Below are 18992 nucleotides of genomic sequence, written 5' to 3'. Positions count from 1 at the left end.
AACAGTAAATAATGAACAACTGAACAAAATGAACATTGACTTTGAACAGTTCTGAACGACACTGGACGAACGTTGCGGGCAAGGATGGTCACGCTGACGGGACTAAAAACAAAAACAACACGTCATATTCGCAGGCATCCTCATGTCTCAATCCAGCGCTTCGATTGCCCACGACATCATCATTCAGGATTCATGGACCCGCTGTCTGGACTTCGGTCTCAGCCATCAGACGCGCCCATCGTTCGGCCAACTGCCGGGCGCTGATGTTTCACGCCTGCTGGAGCGCCATCACGCTTTGGTGCAAACCACCCATCAAGAGGTGCTGCCGGTCTATGAAAACATCCTCAGCAACTCCAACTGCCTGATCCTGCTGGCAGACGCCCAAGGTCAATTGCTCAAGTCATGGGGCACTCAGCGCTTCGTCGAACCCTCGCAGACCCAAGGGTTCATGGCTGGCGCCAGCTGGAGCGAACGCGGCACGGGCACCAACGCGATCGGCACCGTACTTGCCTGCGAGCAGGCTATCCATATAGAACCTGACGAACACTTTCTAAAAGCCAATCGCTTCATGACTGGATCTGCGTCACCGATCTTCGATGCCGAACGCAGAATCATTGCCGTGCTGGATGTATCCAGCGACAGCTTCCTGCCGCCCTCGCATACACTGGGCATGGTCAAGATGATGAGCCAGTCAGTGGAAAACCGTCTGATCCTCGATCAGTTTCGCGACACCCATTTCCAGTTGATTTTCAACACCGGCCTGAACAATCTCGACAGTCAGTGGGCGGGCCTGCTGATCTTCGATGAAAGCGGCCGGATTCTCTGTGCCAATCGTCGCGCTGACAATTTGCTGGGCGCCAGGCTGTCAGGGGTCAATATCGAAACGCTGTTCAAGTGCCCTATTCTGCAACTGCTCAGCGAAACAGAAGCTCGGCCGTTCGCGCTGCATGCATTTGGCAACAATCGTTTTCAATGTTTGCTCAAGCGCCCATCCCGCAAGCCGCTCAAACTGCATAGCGTTCAGCAAGCTCAGGCGCCTGTTGCGCCAAGAAGCCTGGACCTCGAGGCGATCAGCCTGGGTGATGCAAAAGTCGAGAAAGCCGTGTTTCAAGCCCTGCGCCTGCAGGAAAAAGACATCCCGCTGCTGATCCATGGCGAAACCGGGGTCGGCAAGGAAGTCTTCGTCAAAGCGCTGCATCAGGCAGGCTCAAGGGCCAGCCAGCCGTTGATCGCCGTCAACTGCGCGGCCATTCCGGCTGAGTTGGTCGAGGCCGAGCTGTTTGGCTACGAGCGAGGCGCGTTCACCGGCGCCAATCAGAAAGGCAGCATCGGGCTGATTCGCAAGGCCGACAAAGGCACGCTGTTTCTCGATGAAGTCGGCGACATGCCTCTGTCGGTGCAAGCGCGTCTGCTGCGCGTGTTGCAGGAACGCTGTGTTCAGCCGTTGGGCAGCAGCGAGTTGTATCCGGTTGACGTCAGACTGATTTCTGCCACCAATCGCAGCCTGCGCGAACAGGTACTGGCGGGGCACTTTCGTCAGGATCTGTATTACCGGATAAGCGGCCTGAGCATCGAGCTGCCGCCCTTGCGCGAACGCACCGATCAACAGGCGTTGATCCAGCGTATCTGGGAACGACACCGAGAGCCGCATCAGCGGGCGGGTTTTTCCAGAGATGTCCTCGAGCTGTTTGAGCGCCACCCCTGGCCGGGCAACCTGCGCCAGCTCAACAGCGTGATTCAGGTCGCACTTGCGCTGGCGGACGAGCAGCCGATCAGTGCCGAACATTTGCCAGAAGACTTTCTGCTTGATGCACGAGCGGATGAAGAATGCAGTGACCTGACCAGTACCCAGGAATCCGCCGTGCGCCTTCACTCGACGCAAGACCTCGGCCAACTGTTTCAGGCGGCAGGCGGGAACATTTCACAGTTGGCCAAACGTCTGGGAGTCAGTCGCAATACGCTGTACAAGCGGTTGCGTGAACAGCGGATCGTTTAGTTTTTGGCGCTCGTGCCAATGTTTTGCGTCATACAAAACACACAAAAATATGGAGGACAGCGAAAAGAGGGCTTTTGTGGGAGCGGGACTTGTCCACGAAAAAGCCGCTACATCCTCCAAAAATACATCGCTGAACTACCGTTTTCGCGGACAAGTTCGCTCCCACGCCGCGCAGAAGCCTGAAATTCCTATAGTTCAGGCAGTTCAGGACTTGTGTACAGCGCTGAGCGTGGGAGTTGTAAGACCGAGGATAAATTATTACCCGGCAGGCTGAGCTCCTTTCCGGGCTCGGCCTGCCTTGATCAGTCCGCCAGACGCCAGGTCGTGCCGCCCTTGCCATCTTCCAGCAGCACGCCCATGGCGGTGATCTGGTCGCGGATTCGATCAGATTCAGCCCAGTCCTTTGCCGCACGCGCCGCCAGACGCGCCTGAATCAGCGCCTCTACTTCTGCCGCATCGACACGCCCTTCTGCACCGGCACGCAAAAAGTCGTCGGCTTCCAGTTGCAAGACCCCCAGCACGCTGGCGAGTTGCTTCAAACGCGCTGCAAGACCCGCTGCTGCAGGCACATCGGATTCGCGCAGGCGGTTGATCTCGCGGACCATCTCGAACAGCACTGCACAGGCTTCAGGCGTACCAAAGTCATCGTTCATGGCAGTACTGAAACGCTCGACGAACGCCTCGCCACCCGCAGGGGCGGCTACCGGCAAGCCCCTGAGCGCGTGATAGAAGCGCTCCAGCGCTGCTTTAGATTCACGCAGACTGTCTTCGGAATAGTTGATCGCGCTGCGGTAATGGCTCGACACCAGCAGGTAGCGCACCACCTCCGGGTGATACTTCTCCAGCACGTCGCGAATGGTGAAGAAGTTGTTCAAGGACTTGGACATCTTCTCGCCATTGATACGAATCATGCCGCAGTGCAACCAGGCATTGGCGTAAGGCTTGCCGGTAGCCGCTTCACTCTGGGCGATTTCGTTTTCATGGTGCGGAAACTCGAGGTCGCTGCCGCCGCCATGAATGTCAAAGGTGTCCCCCAGGCAGCATGTCGACATCACCGAGCATTCGATATGCCAGCCCGGACGCCCGGCGCCCCATGGCGATTCCCAGCTAGGCTCGCCGGGCTTGACGCCTTTCCAGAGCACGAAGTCCAGAGGATCTTCCTTGGACTCGTCCACTTCGATACGCGCACCGATGCGCAGGTCTTCGATCTTTTTGCGCGACAGCTTGCCGTAACCCTGAAACTTGCCAACCCTGTAATACACGTCGCCGTTACCCGGCGCGTAGGCATAGCCCTTGTCGATCAGGGTCTGGATCATGGCGTGCATGCCGGGAATATGGTCGGTGGCACGCGGTTCCATGTCCGGCTTGAGGATGTTGAGGCGCGCCTCGTCCTCATGCATCGCATCGATCATGCGCGCCGTCAGGGCATCGAAAGACTCACCGTTATCACGCGCACGATTGATGATCTTGTCGTCAATGTCGGTGATGTTGCGTACATAGGTCAGCTCATAACCGCTGAAACGCAACCAGCGGGTGACCAGATCGAACGCAACCATGCTGCGTCCGTGGCCCAGGTGGCAGTAGTCATACACGGTCATCCCGCAGACATACATGCGTACCTTGTTGCCATCCAGCGGTTTGAAAACTTCTTTGCTCTTGGTGAGCGTGTTGTAGATAGAAAGCACTGGCTCCCCCTCAAACGTACAGCATCAGGTCCAGGAATCCCGCAACGTCACCGTGCGGTTGAAGACAGGTCGACCAGGCTTCGAGTCCTTGATGTCCGCGCAAAAATAACCCTCGCGTTCAAACTGGAAACGGTCTTCCGGTTGCGCTTGCCCAAGTGAAGGCTCGGCACGACAACCGGTCAGTACTTGCAGGGAATCCGGATTGATGTTGTCCAGAAAGCTCGCCCCGTCTTCGGCTTTTTCCGGGTTCGGGGAACGGAACAGGCGATCGTACAGACGCACTTCGCATTCAACGCTCTCTGCCGCTGGCACCCAGTGAACCACGCCCTTGACCTTGCGGCCTTCGGGGTTCTTGCCCAGGGTGTCAGGGTCGTAGGAGCAACGCAGCTCGACGATGTTGCCGTCAGCGTCCTTGATTGCCTCGTCGGCACGAATCACATAGCTGCCGCGCAAACGCACTTCACCATTGGGCTCGAGGCGCTTGTAGCCTTTAGGTGGCTCTTCCATGTAATCGTCGCGATCAATGTAGATCTCCCGGGAAAACGGCAGCTCGCGCATGCCCAGATCTTCTTTCGGGTGACGCGGTAGCGCCAGCTTCTCGACCTGACCTTCCGGGTAGTTGGTGATCACGACCTTTAGCGGTCGCAACACGCACATGGCGCGCGGGGCGCTGTGGTCCAGGTCATCACGGATGCTGAACTCGAGCATGCCGAAATCGACCACGCCGTCGGAGCGGTTGGTGCCGATCATTTCGCAGAAGTTGCGAATCGACTTCGGCGTGTAACCACGACGACGGAAGCCCGACAACGTCGACATGCGAGGATCATCCCAGCCATTGACGTGTTTCTCGTCGACCAGTTGCTTGAGCTTGCGCTTGCTGGTGATGGTGTAGTTCAGGTTCAGACGCGAGAATTCGTACTGACGCGGCTTGCACGGCACCGGCAGGTTATCGAGGAACCAGTCATACAGCGGACGATGGCTTTCGAACTCCAGGGTGCAGATCGAATGGGTGATCCCTTCAAGGGCATCCGACTGACCGTGGGTGAAGTCATAGATCGGATAGATGCACCACTTGTCACCGGTCTGGTGGTGATGCGCATGACGAATGCGGTAGATGATCGGGTCGCGCAGGTTCATGTTTGGCGAGGCCATGTCGATTTTGGCGCGCAATACACGAGCACCGTCTTCGAATTCCCCAGCTTTCATGCGCGCGAACAGGTCGATGTTTTCTTCGACGCTGCGCTCGCGGAACGGGCTGTTCTTGCCTGGCTCGGTCAGAGTGCCGCGGTATTCGCGAGCCTGCTCAGGGGTCAGATCATCGACATAGGCCTTGCCGGACTTGATCAGCTCGACCGCCCAGTCGTGCAGTTGATCGAAATACTGCGAGGCGTAGCGCACTTCGCCGGCCCACTCGAAACCTAGCCACTTGACGTCACTCATGATGGCGTCGATGTATTCCTGGTCTTCCTTGGCCGGGTTGGTGTCGTCAAAACGCAGGTGCGTATCGCCACCGAACTCCTGTGCCAGACCGAAATTCACGCAGATCGACTTGGCATGGCCAATGTGCAGGTAACCATTGGGCTCCGGCGGAAAGCGCGTCACGATTTTGCTGTGCTTGCCCGAATCCAGGTCGGCCTGCACGATCGGACGCAGGAAATTGGTCGGTACGGCGGGGCCTGCCTTTGAATTGGCAGCGGGTTCTGGAGTGGGCTTGCTCATAAGATCCTTGGGCATACGTGCGCGGCCAGGGTAGGCCGACTAAATCAAAGCGCTTATCATAGCCGAAGCTGTCAAGTCCCTGACAACAGACTGCGTATCTGACGGCATAAAAGCTGCAAAAGCGCTGAAAAATGTAACCTCGTCTGTAAACTGCGCGTCAGGGTCATAATGTGCCCATTCATACATGACTAGAGAGCGACTTTCCAAATGTCCAAAGTAAAGCTGACCACCAACCACGGCGACATCGTTCTGCAACTGAACGCAGAAAAGGCGCCACTGACCGTAGCCAACTTCCTCGAGTACGTTAACGCTGGCCACTACGAAAACACCGTTTTTCACCGCGTGATCGGCAATTTCATGATTCAGGGTGGCGGTTTCGAGCCTGGCATGAAAGAAAAGAAAGACAAGCGCCCAAGCATCCAGAACGAAGCCGACAACGGCCTGCCGAACAAGAAGTACACCGTCGCCATGGCCCGCACCATGGAGCCGCATTCGGCCTCTGCGCAGTTCTTCATCAACGTGGCTGACAACGCCTTCCTGAACCACAGCGCCAAGACCAATCAGGGCTGGGGTTACGCTGTTTTCGCCGAAGTGATCGAAGGCACAGAAGTTGTCGACAAGATCAAAGGCGTCTCCACCGGCAACAAAGACGGTCACCAGGACGTTCCGACCGATGACGTGATCATCGAGAAAGCCGAGATCGTTGAGTGATACTGCTGATCTCCGATCTGCATCTTGAACAGGAGCGCCCGGACATTACCCGGGCGTTTCTGGATCTCCTTGCTGACCGCGCCCACACTGCCGAGGCGCTGTACATACTTGGGGATTTTTTTGAAGTCTGGATCGGTGACGATGCAATGTCGCCGTTTCAGATTTCAATATGCAAGGCCCTGCGCGACTTGAGCGACAGCGGCACACGAATTTTTCTGATGCATGGCAACCGTGACTTCATGATCGGCAAGGGGTTCTGCAAGGCAGCGGGTTGCACCCTGCTGAGCGATCCCAGTGTTGTGCAGTTGAACGGCGAGCCGGTGCTGTTGATGCACGGCGACAGCCTGTGCACTCGCGACGAAGGTTACATCCGGATGCGCCGCTACCTGCGCCATCCGCTGACGCTGTTCATATTGCGCCATTTGCCGCTGGGTACTCGCCACAAGCTGGCGCGCAAGCTGCGTAACGAAAGCCGCGCCAAAACCAGCATGAAAGCCAACGATATCGTTGACGTGACCCCGGACGAGGTGCCGAGGATCATGCAACAGTTTGGCGTGCGCACTCTGATACATGGGCATACCCACCGCCCGGCAATTCATAAATTGCAGATCGGCGACCAGGCCGCCAAACGCATCGTGCTGGGTGACTGGGACCGTCAGGGCTGGGTGCTGCAGGTCGATGAACAGGGCATGAACCTCAGCTCATTCGATTTTGTGCCCGAGACGGTTGCGCTGCTGAACTGAGGTGGATTGGTGCTCGGCTCAGGTTCTCGCTCCCAAGCCCCGCGTTGCAGCGCCTTTCGTCACGCTCTGCGTCACACGGCGGTTCTGCGTCGCCAGTACCATCGTGGTCGAAAAGCACTTCTTTGGCAGCGGCTGCACGTAACGCATAAAAAACTAGTGCCCTCCCGCAGTCGCGGGTCCGGCCTTGGCGGCGAACGGTGGCTTGGCCAGCCAGACCAGCAGCATAAGACCGGCAAAGATCCAGCCCAACAGGTAGAAGTAATCCACCGTGGACATCATGTAAGCCTGCGCATTGAGAGTCCGTTCCAGTTGCGCATAGGCCTGCGGGCTGGCGCCGCCCAGGCTGTCGAGGGCGTGGCGGGTGGCCGGGTCGAAAGTGCTGATATTTTCACTCAGGTAGGCATGGTGCTGGTTGGCGCGACGGATCCAGATCCAGGTGGTCAGAGAGGCTGCGAAGCTTCCGCCCAGAGTCCGCAGAAACGTCGCCAGCCCCGAGCCATCGGCGATCTGATCAGGCGGTAAATCGGACAGCATGATGGTCAGGGTCGGCATGAAGAACAGTGCCACACCGATGCCCATGAACAGCTGCACCATCGCCACGTGTTCAAAATCCACGTCGGTATTAAAGCCTGCACGCATGAAGCAACTCAGCCCCATCGCCAGAAACGCCAGCCCTGCCAGCAAGCGCAGGTCGAATTTGTGCGCGTACTTGCCGACAAAGGGTGACATCAGCACCGGCAGGATGCCGATCGGTGCCACCGCCAATCCGGCCCAGGTAGCGGTGTAGCCCATTTGGGTCTGCAGCCACTGCGGCAATATCAGGTTGATGCCGAAGAAACCGGAATAGCCACCGATCATCACCAGCGTACCGATGCGAAAGTTGCGGTAGGCAAACAGCCTCAGGTTGACGATGGGGTGCTTGTCGGTCATTTCCCAGATCACGAAGAACGTCAGCGCGACCACGGAAATCAATGAACCACACAGGATGAAATTCGATTCGAACCAGTCCAGGTCATTGCCCTTGTCGAGGATGACCTGCAACGCACCGACGCCCACGATCAACGCCAGCAAGCCGATATAATCGAGTGGCTGGCGGGCTGTGCTGACCGGTCTTTTGGCCATTTGCGTACGCACCACTATCACAGCGAACAGGCCGATCGGGATATTGATGAAGAAGATCCACGGCCAGCTGTAACTGTCGGTAATCCAGCCGCCCAGAATCGGCCCGGCGATTGGCGCAACCACCGTCACCATCGCCAGCAACGCCAATGCCATCCCCCTCTTCGCAGGTGGGTATACCGCGATCAGCAGTGTCTGGCTCATCGGATACAGCGGCCCGGCCACGATGCCCTGTAACGCGCGAAAACCTACCAGTTCAGGCATCGACTGGGAAATACCGCACAGGAACGACGCGATCACGAACAGGATGGTGGCCCACAGAAACAGTTTGACCTCACCAAACCGACGGCTCAGCCAGCCGGTCAGCGGCAGTGCGATTGCGTTGCTGACAGCAAACGAGGTGATGACCCAGGTGCTCTGCTCCGAGCTGACCCCGAGGTTGCCTGCGATGGTCGGCAGCGCCACGTTGGCAATGGTGGTGTCGAGCACCTGCATGAAGGTCGCCAGCGACAAGCCGATGGTACACATCAACAGGCTCGGCGGCGTAAAAGAAGCGGGGGCGTTGTTGCTCATCGCGAATCCCTGGAAGCAAGTGCGTCTCCCCGGCCAGCCGGCCGGAGTTCACGGATTGGCGGTTCAGCGCTGCGCGGAGTTCTTGCCGCCGGAAGCACTGTTCTCATGAATCAGACGAGTGATCAGCGCGTCGGCGTCGGCCAGTTGCTCGGCATACACCTGGGTGCTGAAAGCCGCTTGTTTACGCGGCTGTTGCGCCAGCACCGGGCCGCTCTGATCGTGCAGATTGACCTCGACGGTAGTCGACAGACCGATGCGCAGCGGGTGCTGCACCAGCTCTTCAGGGTTAATATGCACCCGCACCGGTACGCGCTGGACGATCTTGATCCAGTTACCGGTTGCGTTTTGTGCGGGCAACAGCGCGAAGGCACTGCCGGTGCCTGCGCCCAGGCTGTCGATGGTGCCGCTGTACTTCACATCGCTGCCGTACAGGTCAGAGCTTATTTCCACCGGCTGACCGATACGCATCTTGCCCAGCTGGGTTTCCTTGAAGTTGGCGTCGATCCACAACTGATCCAGCGGGATGACTGCCATCGTCGCGGTGCCCGGCTGGATGCGTTGCCCCAACTGCACAGACCGCTTGGCCACATAACCGGTCACTGGCGCCACCAGCGTCGAACGCTCATTGGCCAGAAAGGCCTGGCGCAACTGGGCTGCAGCAGCCTTCACATCGGGATGCGAAGAAACAACCGTGTCATCGACCAGAGCCACACTGGTGCTCAACTGCTGCTGAAGGTTGTTCAACGCACTTTGCGCGCTGGTCAGGCTGTCTCTGGCGTGGGACAGTTCTTCCTGAGAAATCGCGCCGCCCGCTGCCAGACTGCGGCGACGGTTGTAGTTGTCCTGAGCGGTCTGCACGGCGGCACGTTGCGCGGCCATCTGGGCTTTCATGCCATCGACGTTGCTGTACAGACCACGCACCTGACGCACCACCTTGCCCAGGTTGGCCTCGGCGCTTTGCAGTGAGACCTGGGCATCACTAGGGTCGAACTTGAGCAAAACCTGCCCTTCGCGCACAAGATCGCCATCATCGGCACCAATACTGATAACGGTGCCGGTCACCAGCGGTGTGATTTCGACCACGTTACCGTTCACGTAGGCGTCGTCGGTCTCTTCGCTCCATTGTCCATAGACCTCGTACCAGGCCCAGATGCCCAGCCCGCAAAGCACGACAATGATTGCAAGCCCGATCAACAGGAACTTGCGCTTGCCAGGATGCGCATCTTTCTCTTGCGACGATTCTGATGTGTTTTCGGTGGCGGCAGTAGCCATGACGATTACCTTGTAGTCAGCGACGGCGTGACAGTGGCCAGCGCCCGGTCAGGGCTGTGGCTGCGAACAGGCTTGCGCGTGCTCGCCCTGTCGTGCCGTTCAGCTTTTGGCTTTGGGATTGAAGCTCAAACGAGTGAGAGTGATGTGGTCATCAGCGGCCACCAGCACTTTGGTGAGGATCCGCTGCAGGGTCGCAACCTCCTCCGCGTCGAGCGTGGCGAAGATCTCGTTCATGGCATCGGCACCGATCTGTGGCAACAGGTCGGAGAGCTTTTGCCCCTGCTCGGTCAGCGCAAGGCGAACCTGACGACGATCCGTCGCCGAACGCGTCCGCACGATCAGTTCTTTCTGCTCCAGACGATCCAGCATGCGCGTCATCGAGCCACTGTCCAGCGACAGGTGCCGACACAACTCCACCGGCGTGTCAGTGGCGAACTGAGCAATGATGATCAACACCTTGAACTGCGCAAACGTCACGTCATAAGGCAGCAGGTATTTGTCGAGCGCGCGGTCTTTGAGCGCATTGGTACGTCCGACCAACAAGCCGATCAGCGTGGAATCGAAATTTTCGGGAGTGAAATGTTTCAAGGAAACACCTTGATAGCTGCTTAGGCAGTGATTGCAAAATATTACTGCCTAGACAGCCGTTGTCAAAGCATTTATTAGCTTGCTTACTAAATACCCATAAAAAAACGACCGTTGGCAAGACGGTCGTTTTTTGGAGTGCGGGCAGGTTCAGGCGGCGACAGGTACGCCACTGTGAAAGCGGAACTCTTCATCCGGGCTTTCGATCAGTTCGCGCTCGGCAAGACGGATCTCTTCGATCTTGGCGTCCACATCCGCCTTGTCGCCATAGCTGTAGGCGAGCTTCAGGTAATCCTGAAAATGCCGGGCTTCGGACTTCAGCAGACCGCCATAGAATTTGGCCAGTTCTTCATCGAGGTGCGGCACCAGCGCAGCAAAGCGTTCGCAAGAGCGGGCTTCGACAATGGCACCCACGATCAGGGCATCGGTCAATCGGTATGGGTTGTGATTGCGCACCAGTTTGCGCAGCGCCCCGGCATAGCGTGCTGAACTGATATTGGCCATCGGGATCTGGCGCTTGCGAATGATGCTGATCACCTGCTCGAAATGGCGCAGCTCTTCACGGGCCAGACGCGACATCTTGCTCAACAGGTCGAACTTGTCGTTGTACTGGAACATGAACTGAAACGCTGCACCGGCGGCTTTCTTCTCGTTGTTCGCATGATCGATCAACAGGATATCCAGGTTGTTCAATGCGGCCTGAACCCAGCTGTCGGGAGTGCGGCAGAGCAGAAAGGCTTCGATTTCAGGGATCGGGTACATAAGCTCACAGAATGACGGAAAGGCACGGCCCGGCATTATACGAGCAGGACCGGGGACTCGCGACACAAATGCATGCGGCAGAGGGTCAGGCCCCGAATGCGTCACGCAGAAAGCCCGGAGCGATGTAGCGCTGATAGTGCGCCTCTGACAAAAGGAAGAATTCCCGGTCGATCGCGTCGCGCAGCTCGGGCAACGTCCAGTCGCGGAACTCCGGCAACAACACGAAACCGTACGCCTCGACCTGACTGATGACCCGTGCGCCACGTGCGATCAATTGGTAGGCCCAGCAATATTCGGACTGGTGCGGCACGAAACGGATCTTGCGCTGGGTGAGCTGCGTGCGCAGCTTGTCGACATCGAAGACTTCGAGCTTGGCGGTCATGACCTGAACCAGCAATTGCTCCAGACGCAGCCAGACGGCTCTTTTTTCGTCCTCGTTGTAGCCGTTCCAGTGGATGACCTCATGATGGAACCGTTTACAGCCACGGCACACCAGGTCCCCGTAAACAGTGGAGCAAAGGCCGACGCAGGGGGTTTTGATGATGTAATCGGGCATGGCAGGCAAGACTGCGGAAGGCAAAACAGGCAGGTATGTTAGCCCTTTGTCTAAGCAAGTTCACCCCCGAAGATGTAGGGTCTAACTTACCTTTAACGAAGTTTTGGCGTAGAATCAGCGAGCCTTTTAAGGCGCCAATGTCCGTTGGAAGCTGTTTTCAAAGCGTCACGAGCACAGTCAGGTTAACCCCGCATCGCGGCGTCGACAGGCCATTCCCTCATCAAGAATGGCCGTGTCGACCGTCACTCCCCCCGTTCTGCAGGCGTAAAACTTTGAAAACAGCTTCTGTTAGGAACCGCCGACACCCTGCCAACAAGGTTCAATAAGCCTTGCGTGGGCGCGGACGGTTTCTGGATGAGCGTCCCGGACACCCATTTGGGACCACTGATGAGGGTTAATACTGTGCTTGAAGCCTACCGTAAACACATCGAAGAGCGTGCCGCCCAGGGTATCGTGCCCCAGCCGCTTAACGCCGAGCAAACTGCAGGCCTGGTCGAGCTGCTGAAAAATCCCCCGGCTGGCGAAGAAGCTTTCCTTGTCGACCTGATCACCAATCGCGTTCCGCCAGGCGTTGACGAAGCCGCCTACGTCAAGGCCGGTTTCCTGTCTGCCTTGGCCAAGGGCGAAGCCACTTCCCCCCTGATTGACAAAAAACGCGCGACCGAACTGTTGGGCACCATGCAAGGTGGCTACAACATCGTCACCCTGGTCGAACTGCTCGACGACGCCACCCTCGCGCCAGTCGCTGCCGAACAACTCAAGCACACCCTGCTGATGTTCGACGCCTTCCACGACGTGGCCGAAAAAGCCAAGAGCGGCAATGCCCACGCCAAGGCTGTCCTTCAGTCCTGGGCTGACGGCGAGTGGTTCAAAAGGCGCCCGACGCTGGCCGACAAGATCAGCCTGCGCGTCTTCAAGGTCACCGGCGAAACCAACACCGACGACCTGTCCCCGGCACCTGATGCATGGTCCCGCCCGGACATCCCGCTGCACGCACTCGCTATGCTGAAAATGGCCCGTGAAGGTATCGTTCCTGACGTTCAGGGCTCTATCGGCCCGATGAAGCAGATCGAAGAAATGCGCGGCCAGGGCTTCCCTATCGCCTACGTCGGCGATGTGGTCGGTACAGGTTCTTCGCGTAAATCGGCCACCAACTCGGTGCTGTGGTTCTTCGGCGACGACGTTCCTTATGTACCGAACAAGCGTGCCGGTGGTTTCTGCTTCGGCAGCAAGATCGCTCCGATCTTCTACAACACCATGGAAGATGCCGGCGCTTTGCCGATTGAATTCGATGTCTCGAACATCAACATGGGCGACGTGATCGACGTTTACCCTTATGCCGGCAAGGTCTGCAAGCACGACAGCGACGAAGTCATCACCACCTTTGAAATGAAGACCCCGGTGCTGCTCGATGAAGTCCGCGCTGGCGGCCGTATCCCGCTGATCATCGGTCGCGGCCTGACCAGCAAGGCTCGCGCCGAACTGGGCCTGCCGGAATTCGACCTGTTCAAGACCCCTGACCAGCCAGCTGAAAGCACCAAGGGTTATACCCTGGCGCAGAAGATGGTTGGCAAGGCATGCGGCGTAACAGGCGTGCGTCCTGGCACCTACTGCGAGCCGAAGATGACCACCGTCGGCTCCCAGGACACTACTGGCCCGATGACTCGCGACGAGCTGAAAGACCTGGCGTGCCTGGGCTTCTCGACCGACCTGGTCATGCAGTCGTTCTGCCACACGGCAGCCTACCCGAAGCCGATCGACGTCAAGACGCACCACACGCTGCCTGACTTCATCATGACCCGCGGCGGTGTTTCGCTGCGTCCGGGCGACGGCATCATCCACAGCTGGCTGAACCGCATGCTGCTGCCAGACACCGTCGGCACCGGTGGTGACTCGCACACCCGCTTCCCGATCGGCATCTCGTTCCCGGCCGGCTCCGGCCTGGTGGCGTTCGCCGCTGCCACTGGCGTCATGCCACTGGACATGCCTGAATCGATCCTGGTTCGCTTCAAGGGCAAGATGCAACCTGGCATCACCCTGCGCGACCTGGTTCACGCCATTCCTTACTACGCGATCCAGGCTGGCCTGCTGACCGTAGAGAAGAAAGGCAAGAAGAACGCGTTCTCCGGCCGCATCCTGGAAATCGAAGGCCTCGATAACCTGAGCATCGAACAGGCGTTCGAGCTGTCTGACGCCTCTGCCGAGCGTTCGGCTGCCGGTTGCACCATCAAGCTGGCCAAAGAGCCGATCATCGAATACCTCAACTCGAACATCACCCTGCTGCGCTGGATGATCGAACAGGGTTACGGTGATCCGCGCACCCTGGAGCGTCGTGCTCAGGCGATGGAAGCCTGGGTTGCCAACCCTGAACTGCTCGAAGCCGACGCTGACGCCGAGTACGCTGAAATCATCGAAATCGATCTGGCCGACGTCAAGGAGCCTGTGCTCTGCGCGCCGAACGACCCGGACGATGCGCGCCTGCTGTCTTCGGTACAGGGCGAGAAGATCGACGAAGTGTTCATCGGTTCGTGCATGACCAACATCGGCCACTTCCGCGCAGCGGGCAAGTTGCTGGAGCAGGTCAAGGGCCAGTTGCCAACGCGTCTGTGGCTGTCGCCGCCTACCAAGATGGACGCTCACCAACTGACCGAAGAAGGCTACTACGGCATCTACGGCAAGGCTGGCGCGCGCATGGAAATGCCGGGCTGCTCGCTGTGCATGGGTAACCAGGCACGCGTTGAGCCGAACTCGACCGTGGTGTCGACATCAACCCGTAACTTCCCAAACCGTCTGGGTGACGGCGCGAACGTCTACCTGGCCTCGGCCGAGCTGGCGTCCGTAGCTTCGATTCTGGGTCGCCTGCCGACTGTGGAAGAGTACATGGGCTACGCCAATCAGATCGACACCATGGCGGCGGACGTGTATCGCTACCTGAGCTTCGATCAGATCGCAGAGTTCCGTGAAGCCGCTGCAAACGCCAACATCCCGGCGTTGCAAGTGTAAGCACGAGACGAAGCATTAAAAGAACCCCATCCTCGTGATGGGGTTCTTTTTGCCGTCGTGCAATTCTGTACATATATTTTTCACATTTACATGGCTATAGTGGCCGCCCTTGTTGGGGAGTAGCCTGCTCTTGACTCCGGTCACAGAGCGTTCGTATCAACATTCTCGGCAGCATGCCGTGGTGCGAACACCTTCTGGTTGGCGAGACCAACGATGCATCCATGCCTAAAGTCGGGCGTGTGGTTGCGTCGTTGACTCATAGCCCGACTGGATATAACCGTGAACCCGATTTCCCTCCTATTTCTCGCGCTTGCCATGTCCACGGACGCCTTTGCTGCGGCCCTTGGTAAAGGAGCAAGCCTGCATAAGCCGCGTTTTATCGAAGCGTTGCGCACAGGCCTGATATTCGGTGCTATCGAAACCATTACCCCAGTGATCGGCTGGGGCATTGGTCAGGTGGCCGCCCGCTTCGCTGAAAGCTGGGACCACTGGATCGCCTTCACGCTGCTTCTGGTGCTGGGCCTGCACATGATCTACAACGGCCTCAAGCACGATGATGAGGAGCAGGAAAAACCCGGCTCACACTCTTTCTGGATTCTTGCCGTCACGGCGTTCGCCACCAGCATCGATGCCCTGGCGGTCGGCGTCGGCTTGGCGTTTGTCGACGTCAATATCATGGTCGCTGCCCTGGCGATCGGTCTGGCAACCACCGTAATGGTCACTATCGGTGTGATGCTGGGCCGCGTGCTCGGCACCATGGTCGGCAAACGAGCTGAAATCGTCGGCGGCATCGTGCTGATCGTGGTCGGCGCGACAATTCTTTACGAGCACTTGTCTGCGGCCGCCTGATTGACGGCCCGAGACCTATAAACGCAGAATCGATTAGGGGGCGGGTTCACACCCGCCGTCCTCTCACACCACCGTCTCCCTCGGCCAGCCAGACCCTTTCAAGATTTGTTACCACTACGACGATGCCACCCTCCACAGCCAGAAATATATAGATAACATCCTGATCAGATTCTCAGGGCACTACGCGAAAATTAAGACTTCTCCTACAGACCGCCTTTCACGTTTCCAATAGCCTCCCATGCGTCAACTAAACGCTGGTTATTATTTACGGATCAAAGACATAAGGCCGGCCTGCAATGATTTCTTCAGCTCGATTGGGCGACAAGCACGCCTGCCCACTGCCGGGTCACGGTACAACCCCTATCGCTTCTGCATCCGGTGACGTCAACATCAACAGCATGGGCGCGGCACGTGTGGGTGATACCTGCGGGTGCGGGGCGGTTATCACTTCAGGTTTCCCCTCTATTCAAGTGAATGGCCGTCCTATGGCCCACCTGGGAAGCCCAACCAGCCACGGCGGGACAATCATCAAGGGCTCCAGTAATGTCGGTGGCGGCTTCGTCATGGGTGACGCTGGTGGCGAGACCATTATTAACTTCATGGCGCTGGGGGCCTTCTGGCCAGACGGTTCCGTGGATGACGAGAAGATGGCGACTTTTTTGGCTGACCCGAAGCTTGAGGAGAAAGCCTTGGCGGCAAACGCTTTGGTTGACCCTAGGGCAGCCGGTAAGGAGTCAGAGGTGAAGCCGGAGTTAACAGCGAAACATGTTGCTTGCAAAGATCCCGACAAAATGGAGGAGCTGGCGAGCTATATAGCTGGCGAGATGAACGCCAACATCAATAGTCTTGAAGTTCGACAGATGCAAGAACTGAACAGCTTTGATCCTGATGAGGAAACACGTAAATACGCTGCACTGCCATTTTACCTGCGACTCGGTCAAGGGCCGGATTTTTACACTATGGCACTGGTGAAAAAGACCAAAGCGTTTGCCATTTGGGCTGAGCGTGTCGGCCAAGACAGGCCATGGGACCATAAACCGATACTGACGAAGCTTTTCGGTGGGATATGGCACAAGCAAGGAGGGTATGAATATTTCTATGATATCTGGTCAAACGTTCACTACGGTTACGTTGGCGTGGCAGGTAGGTTTTCTGAAAGTGTCTTACTGGACGGTGCGGGCGTTGAGCAGATTGGGTCAGACACTTGGCGGCTCATAAAAAACCCTAAGAGATTTGATGGCCCGCGAAAGACTGAGGGAGTTAAGGGTATGCGTGCATGGGATGACACCCCCGATAGGGTTTCGATAATTATAGGGATGAATCTTTACAAGGAATATCCAAACGGCGGCCTTACCGGAAAGATCGTTATGGACAAAGTGTTGGCCGTACCTATAGGCGACTGGGCGACAGGGGTCCAACCACATGTCTGCAAGTGAGAAAAAGGCCTACTTGGCAAGGTGGATTACAGGCTTCGCTTGCTTACTGATCGCAGGATGGTATTTGGCACTGCCAAAGGTCGTCATTTATTACTCAGCCGATGGTTCAAATGGATTTCATTACGTGCTCAATACGCAGCATTCGATCTTGCGACGAGACTTGATGCCAGGTGATACAACCGGTGACGCCGGTCATATTTTGCCCGACGAAGATTTCTTTATGATGTTCAATTGGTGGGCTGATAAGACCCCGCCACGGTGCATCGACATCACACCCAAACGGTGGAGCACGTTGGACATTTATCTTGATGGGAGCGGTAAGATTGATATTGCCAAGACAGACCCTGACGTCATTGCCCGGTTGAAGTCCTGCCCCGGCCAGCCAGACCCTTTCAGGCACTAAGATTTGTTACCACTACGACGATGTTACCCTCCACAGGCAGAAATATAGATAACATCCCGATCAGATTCTCAATCCCAACGGAAGCATCACGGCCAAGATGATCATGGACGAAGTGCTTGCAGTACCGCTCCAGGCATGGGTTAAAGGGGTCCAACTACATGTCTGTCAATAAACCCAAGATCCGATATGGCCGCTGGATGCTTCTTCTACTCGTCATCCTTCCTGTGGCTTTTTGGTATTTTTCCTCCCCGGTCGTAGCGGTCAATTTTTCTCCGAATAGCAAGGAGGAGTTTCGATACGTTTGGAACACTCAAGACAGAATCCACAGGGGTGATATCAGGCACGGCGGCTCAGCCGTAGAGTTCAGCTACATATTCCCTGACAAGGACTTTTTCATGATGTTCGATTGGTGGACCGACAAGGGTTTTCAGAGGTGCATCGACATCACGCCTGAATGGGGAAGTACGATAGACATCTATCTTGATGATATCGGCAGGATCGACACAGCCAAGACAGACCCTGACGTCATTGCCCGGTTGAAGTCCTGCCCCGGTCAGCCAGACCCTTTCAGGCACTAAGATTTGTTACCACTACGACGATGTCACCCTCCACAGGCAGAAATATAGATAACATCCCGATCAGATTCTCAGGGCACTACGCGAAAATTAAGACTTCTCCTACAGACCGCCCTTTCACGTTTCCAATAGCCTCCCATGCGTCAACTAAACGCTGGTTATTGTTTACGGATCAAAGACATAAGGACGGCCTGCAATGATTTCTTCAGCTCGATTGGGCGACAAGCATGCCTGCCCACTGCCGGGTCACGGTACAACCCCTATCGCTTCTGCATCCGGTGACGTCAACATCAACAGCATGGGCGCAGCACGTGTGGGTGATACCTGCGGGTGCGGGGCGGTTATCACTTCAGGTTTCCCCTCTATTCAAGTGAATGGCCGTCCTATGGCCCACCTGGGAAGCCCAACCAGCCACGGCGGGACAATCATCACGGGCTCCAGTAATGTCGGTGGCGGCTTCGTCATGGGCGACGCTGGTGGCGCGACCATTATTAACTTCATGGCGCTGGGGGCCTTCCGGCCAGACGGTTCCGTGGATGACGAGAAGATGGCGACTTTGTTGGCTGACCCGAAGCTTGAGGAGAAAGCCTTGGCGGCAAACGCTTTGGTGAATCCAAATGCGGCCCGTGAGAAGCCTGAAGAGGAAGCTGTACCAAATGATGGACCTGAAGGCTGCACGCATCCGAACATGATGGAGAAGCTGGCGACCTACATCGCAGACGAGATAAATAACAATATCCACCACTCCTCCGTCTTGTAGATTAAAGAGCTGCTCAGCTATGACGTTGCGGAAGAGACCCGTAAAAAATGGACCTGCCTTGGTACGCCCAAATAGGGAACACCAGCCCTCAAGCTATCGGCGCCTCAAACGTGGCGGCAGCCATGATCCTTTGGACTGAGCGAGTAGGCTAGGGTCGTGATTGGGACCACAAACCAAAGATCCACGCGAAGTTTGGCAGGTATCGCCATAGGCAAGGCAAGTACGACTACTACTACTACTACTAC

At 57.0% G+C, this 18992-nt stretch carries 15 protein-coding genes, 1 pseudogene and 1 riboswitch; of the genes and pseudogenes, 9 read left to right on the top strand and 7 right to left on the bottom strand.

Features of this window, described 5'->3' with window-relative positions; all coding sequences use genetic code 11:
• Window positions 1-142 precede the first annotated feature (142 nt).
• Window positions 143-1996 (top strand): sigma-54-dependent Fis family transcriptional regulator, encoded by a 1854-nt coding sequence (locus tag ALO43_RS05835; RefSeq protein ID WP_054997236.1) that lies wholly within the window; start codon window positions 143-145, stop codon window positions 1994-1996.
• A gap of 302 nt (window positions 1997-2298) precedes the next feature.
• Here the strand turns inward: ALO43_RS05835 and cysS are convergent, their stop codons facing one another.
• The gene (gene cysS, locus ALO43_RS05830) at window positions 2299-3681 is read right to left on the bottom strand and encodes a cysteine--tRNA ligase (RefSeq protein WP_024668892.1); all 1383 of its coding nucleotides are present in this window, start codon (window positions 3679-3681) and stop codon (window positions 2299-2301) included.
• A 24-nt stretch (window positions 3682-3705) separates the two neighbouring features.
• Window positions 3706-5400: a glutamine--tRNA ligase/YqeY domain fusion protein gene (locus ALO43_RS05825; protein ID WP_054997235.1), complete on the bottom strand. Its 1695-nt coding sequence runs from the start codon at window positions 5398-5400 to the stop codon at window positions 3706-3708.
• Window positions 5401-5607: 207 nt separating this feature from the next.
• Here ALO43_RS05825 and ALO43_RS05820 point away from each other — a divergent pair, with 207 nt between their 5' ends.
• Window positions 5608-6111 carry a peptidylprolyl isomerase gene (locus ALO43_RS05820; RefSeq protein ID WP_054997234.1) on the top strand — a complete coding sequence of 168 codons (504 nt, stop codon included), beginning with the start codon at window positions 5608-5610 and terminating at the stop codon, window positions 6109-6111.
• Window positions 6108-6854 (top strand): UDP-2,3-diacylglucosamine diphosphatase, encoded by a 747-nt coding sequence (gene lpxH / locus ALO43_RS05815; protein ID WP_054997233.1) that lies wholly within the window; start codon window positions 6108-6110, stop codon window positions 6852-6854. Before ALO43_RS05820 ends, lpxH begins: the two co-directional genes overlap by 4 nt.
• A gap of 153 nt (window positions 6855-7007) precedes the next feature.
• Here lpxH and ALO43_RS05810 read toward each other — a convergent pair whose 3' ends face one another.
• The 5 genes from ALO43_RS05810 to ALO43_RS05790 all read right to left on the bottom strand — a co-directional run bounded on the left by ALO43_RS05810 (window position 7008) and on the right by ALO43_RS05790 (window position 11721).
• Window positions 7008-8546 carry a DHA2 family efflux MFS transporter permease subunit gene (locus tag ALO43_RS05810; protein WP_053932498.1) on the bottom strand — a complete coding sequence of 513 codons (1539 nt, stop codon included), beginning with the start codon at window positions 8544-8546 and terminating at the stop codon, window positions 7008-7010.
• Window positions 8547-8609: 63 nt separating this feature from the next.
• On the bottom strand, window positions 8610-9818 hold the full coding sequence (locus tag ALO43_RS05805; RefSeq protein WP_005897346.1) for an HlyD family secretion protein: 1209 nt from the start codon (window positions 9816-9818) through the stop codon (window positions 8610-8612).
• Between the two features lie 99 nt (window positions 9819-9917).
• Entirely contained in the window at window positions 9918-10406 is a 489-nt protein-coding gene (locus ALO43_RS05800) for a MarR family winged helix-turn-helix transcriptional regulator (RefSeq protein ID WP_005897348.1), read from the bottom strand.
• Window positions 10407-10553: 147 nt separating this feature from the next.
• Window positions 10554-11165, bottom strand: coding sequence for a MiaE family protein (locus ALO43_RS05795; RefSeq protein ID WP_024668895.1), 612 nt, complete (start codon window positions 11163-11165; stop codon window positions 10554-10556).
• Between the two features lie 85 nt (window positions 11166-11250).
• On the bottom strand, window positions 11251-11721 hold the full coding sequence (locus ALO43_RS05790) for a DUF1289 domain-containing protein (protein WP_005897353.1): 471 nt from the start codon (window positions 11719-11721) through the stop codon (window positions 11251-11253).
• 402 nt (window positions 11722-12123) lie between these two features.
• On the opposite strand from ALO43_RS05790, the gene acnB reads away from it, so the two are divergent.
• The 6 genes and pseudogenes from acnB to ALO43_RS05760 form a co-directional block, all read left to right on the top strand.
• Window positions 12124-14724, top strand: a complete 2601-nt coding sequence (gene acnB, locus ALO43_RS05785) for a bifunctional aconitate hydratase 2/2-methylisocitrate dehydratase (protein ID WP_024668896.1) — start codon at window positions 12124-12126, stop codon at window positions 14722-14724.
• A 107-nt stretch (window positions 14725-14831) separates the two neighbouring features.
• Window positions 14832-14997: riboswitch (yybP-ykoY riboswitch) on the top strand.
• Window positions 14998-15003: 6 nt separating this feature from the next.
• Window positions 15004-15573 (top strand): manganese efflux pump MntP, encoded by a 570-nt coding sequence (mntP, locus tag ALO43_RS05780; RefSeq protein ID WP_024668897.1) that lies wholly within the window; start codon window positions 15004-15006, stop codon window positions 15571-15573.
• A gap of 296 nt (window positions 15574-15869) precedes the next feature.
• Window positions 15870-17009: a polymorphic toxin type 44 domain-containing protein gene (locus ALO43_RS05775; RefSeq protein ID WP_024669051.1), complete on the top strand. Its 1140-nt coding sequence runs from the start codon at window positions 15870-15872 to the stop codon at window positions 17007-17009.
• The gene (locus tag ALO43_RS05770) at window positions 16996-17412 is read left to right on the top strand and encodes a hypothetical protein (protein ID WP_024669050.1); all 417 of its coding nucleotides are present in this window, start codon (window positions 16996-16998) and stop codon (window positions 17410-17412) included. The genes ALO43_RS05775 and ALO43_RS05770 overlap by 14 nt, the downstream gene beginning before the upstream one ends.
• A gap of 158 nt (window positions 17413-17570) precedes the next feature.
• Window positions 17571-17990, top strand: a complete 420-nt coding sequence (locus tag ALO43_RS05765; RefSeq protein ID WP_054997232.1) for a hypothetical protein — start codon at window positions 17571-17573, stop codon at window positions 17988-17990.
• Window positions 17991-18183: 193 nt separating this feature from the next.
• A pseudogene (locus ALO43_RS05760) lies at window positions 18184-18992 on the top strand (PAAR domain-containing protein); the annotation flags it as partial.

It is taken from the genome of Pseudomonas tremae (assembly GCF_001401155.1).
In the GTDB taxonomy this organism is placed as follows: domain Bacteria; phylum Pseudomonadota; class Gammaproteobacteria; order Pseudomonadales; family Pseudomonadaceae; genus Aquipseudomonas; species Aquipseudomonas tremae.
Note: the sequence above shows the minus strand (reverse complement) of the source record. Positions and strands in the feature narration are given on the sequence as shown.

Excerpts from the sequence above, each read along its gene's own strand:
- ALO43_RS05835 (WP_054997236.1), top strand. The coding sequence starts at position 143 with ATGTCTCAATCCAGCGCTTCGATTGCCCACGACATCATCATTCAGGAT.
- ALO43_RS05825 (WP_054997235.1), bottom strand. The coding sequence starts at position 5,400 with ATGAGCAAGCCCACTCCAGAACCCGCTGCCAATTCAAAGGCAGGCCCC.
- ALO43_RS05820 (WP_054997234.1), top strand. The coding sequence starts at position 5,608 with ATGTCCAAAGTAAAGCTGACCACCAACCACGGCGACATCGTTCTGCAA.
- ALO43_RS05810 (WP_053932498.1), bottom strand. The coding sequence starts at position 8,546 with ATGAGCAACAACGCCCCCGCTTCTTTTACGCCGCCGAGCCTGTTGATG.
- ALO43_RS05805 (WP_005897346.1), bottom strand. The coding sequence starts at position 9,818 with ATGGCTACTGCCGCCACCGAAAACACATCAGAATCGTCGCAAGAGAAA.
- ALO43_RS05795 (WP_024668895.1), bottom strand. The coding sequence starts at position 11,165 with ATGTACCCGATCCCTGAAATCGAAGCCTTTCTGCTCTGCCGCACTCCC.
- ALO43_RS05790 (WP_005897353.1), bottom strand. The coding sequence starts at position 11,721 with ATGCCCGATTACATCATCAAAACCCCCTGCGTCGGCCTTTGCTCCACT.
- ALO43_RS05775 (WP_024669051.1), top strand. The coding sequence starts at position 15,870 with ATGATTTCTTCAGCTCGATTGGGCGACAAGCACGCCTGCCCACTGCCG.
- ALO43_RS05770 (WP_024669050.1), top strand. The coding sequence starts at position 16,996 with ATGTCTGCAAGTGAGAAAAAGGCCTACTTGGCAAGGTGGATTACAGGC.
- ALO43_RS05765 (WP_054997232.1), top strand. The coding sequence starts at position 17,571 with ATGTCTGTCAATAAACCCAAGATCCGATATGGCCGCTGGATGCTTCTT.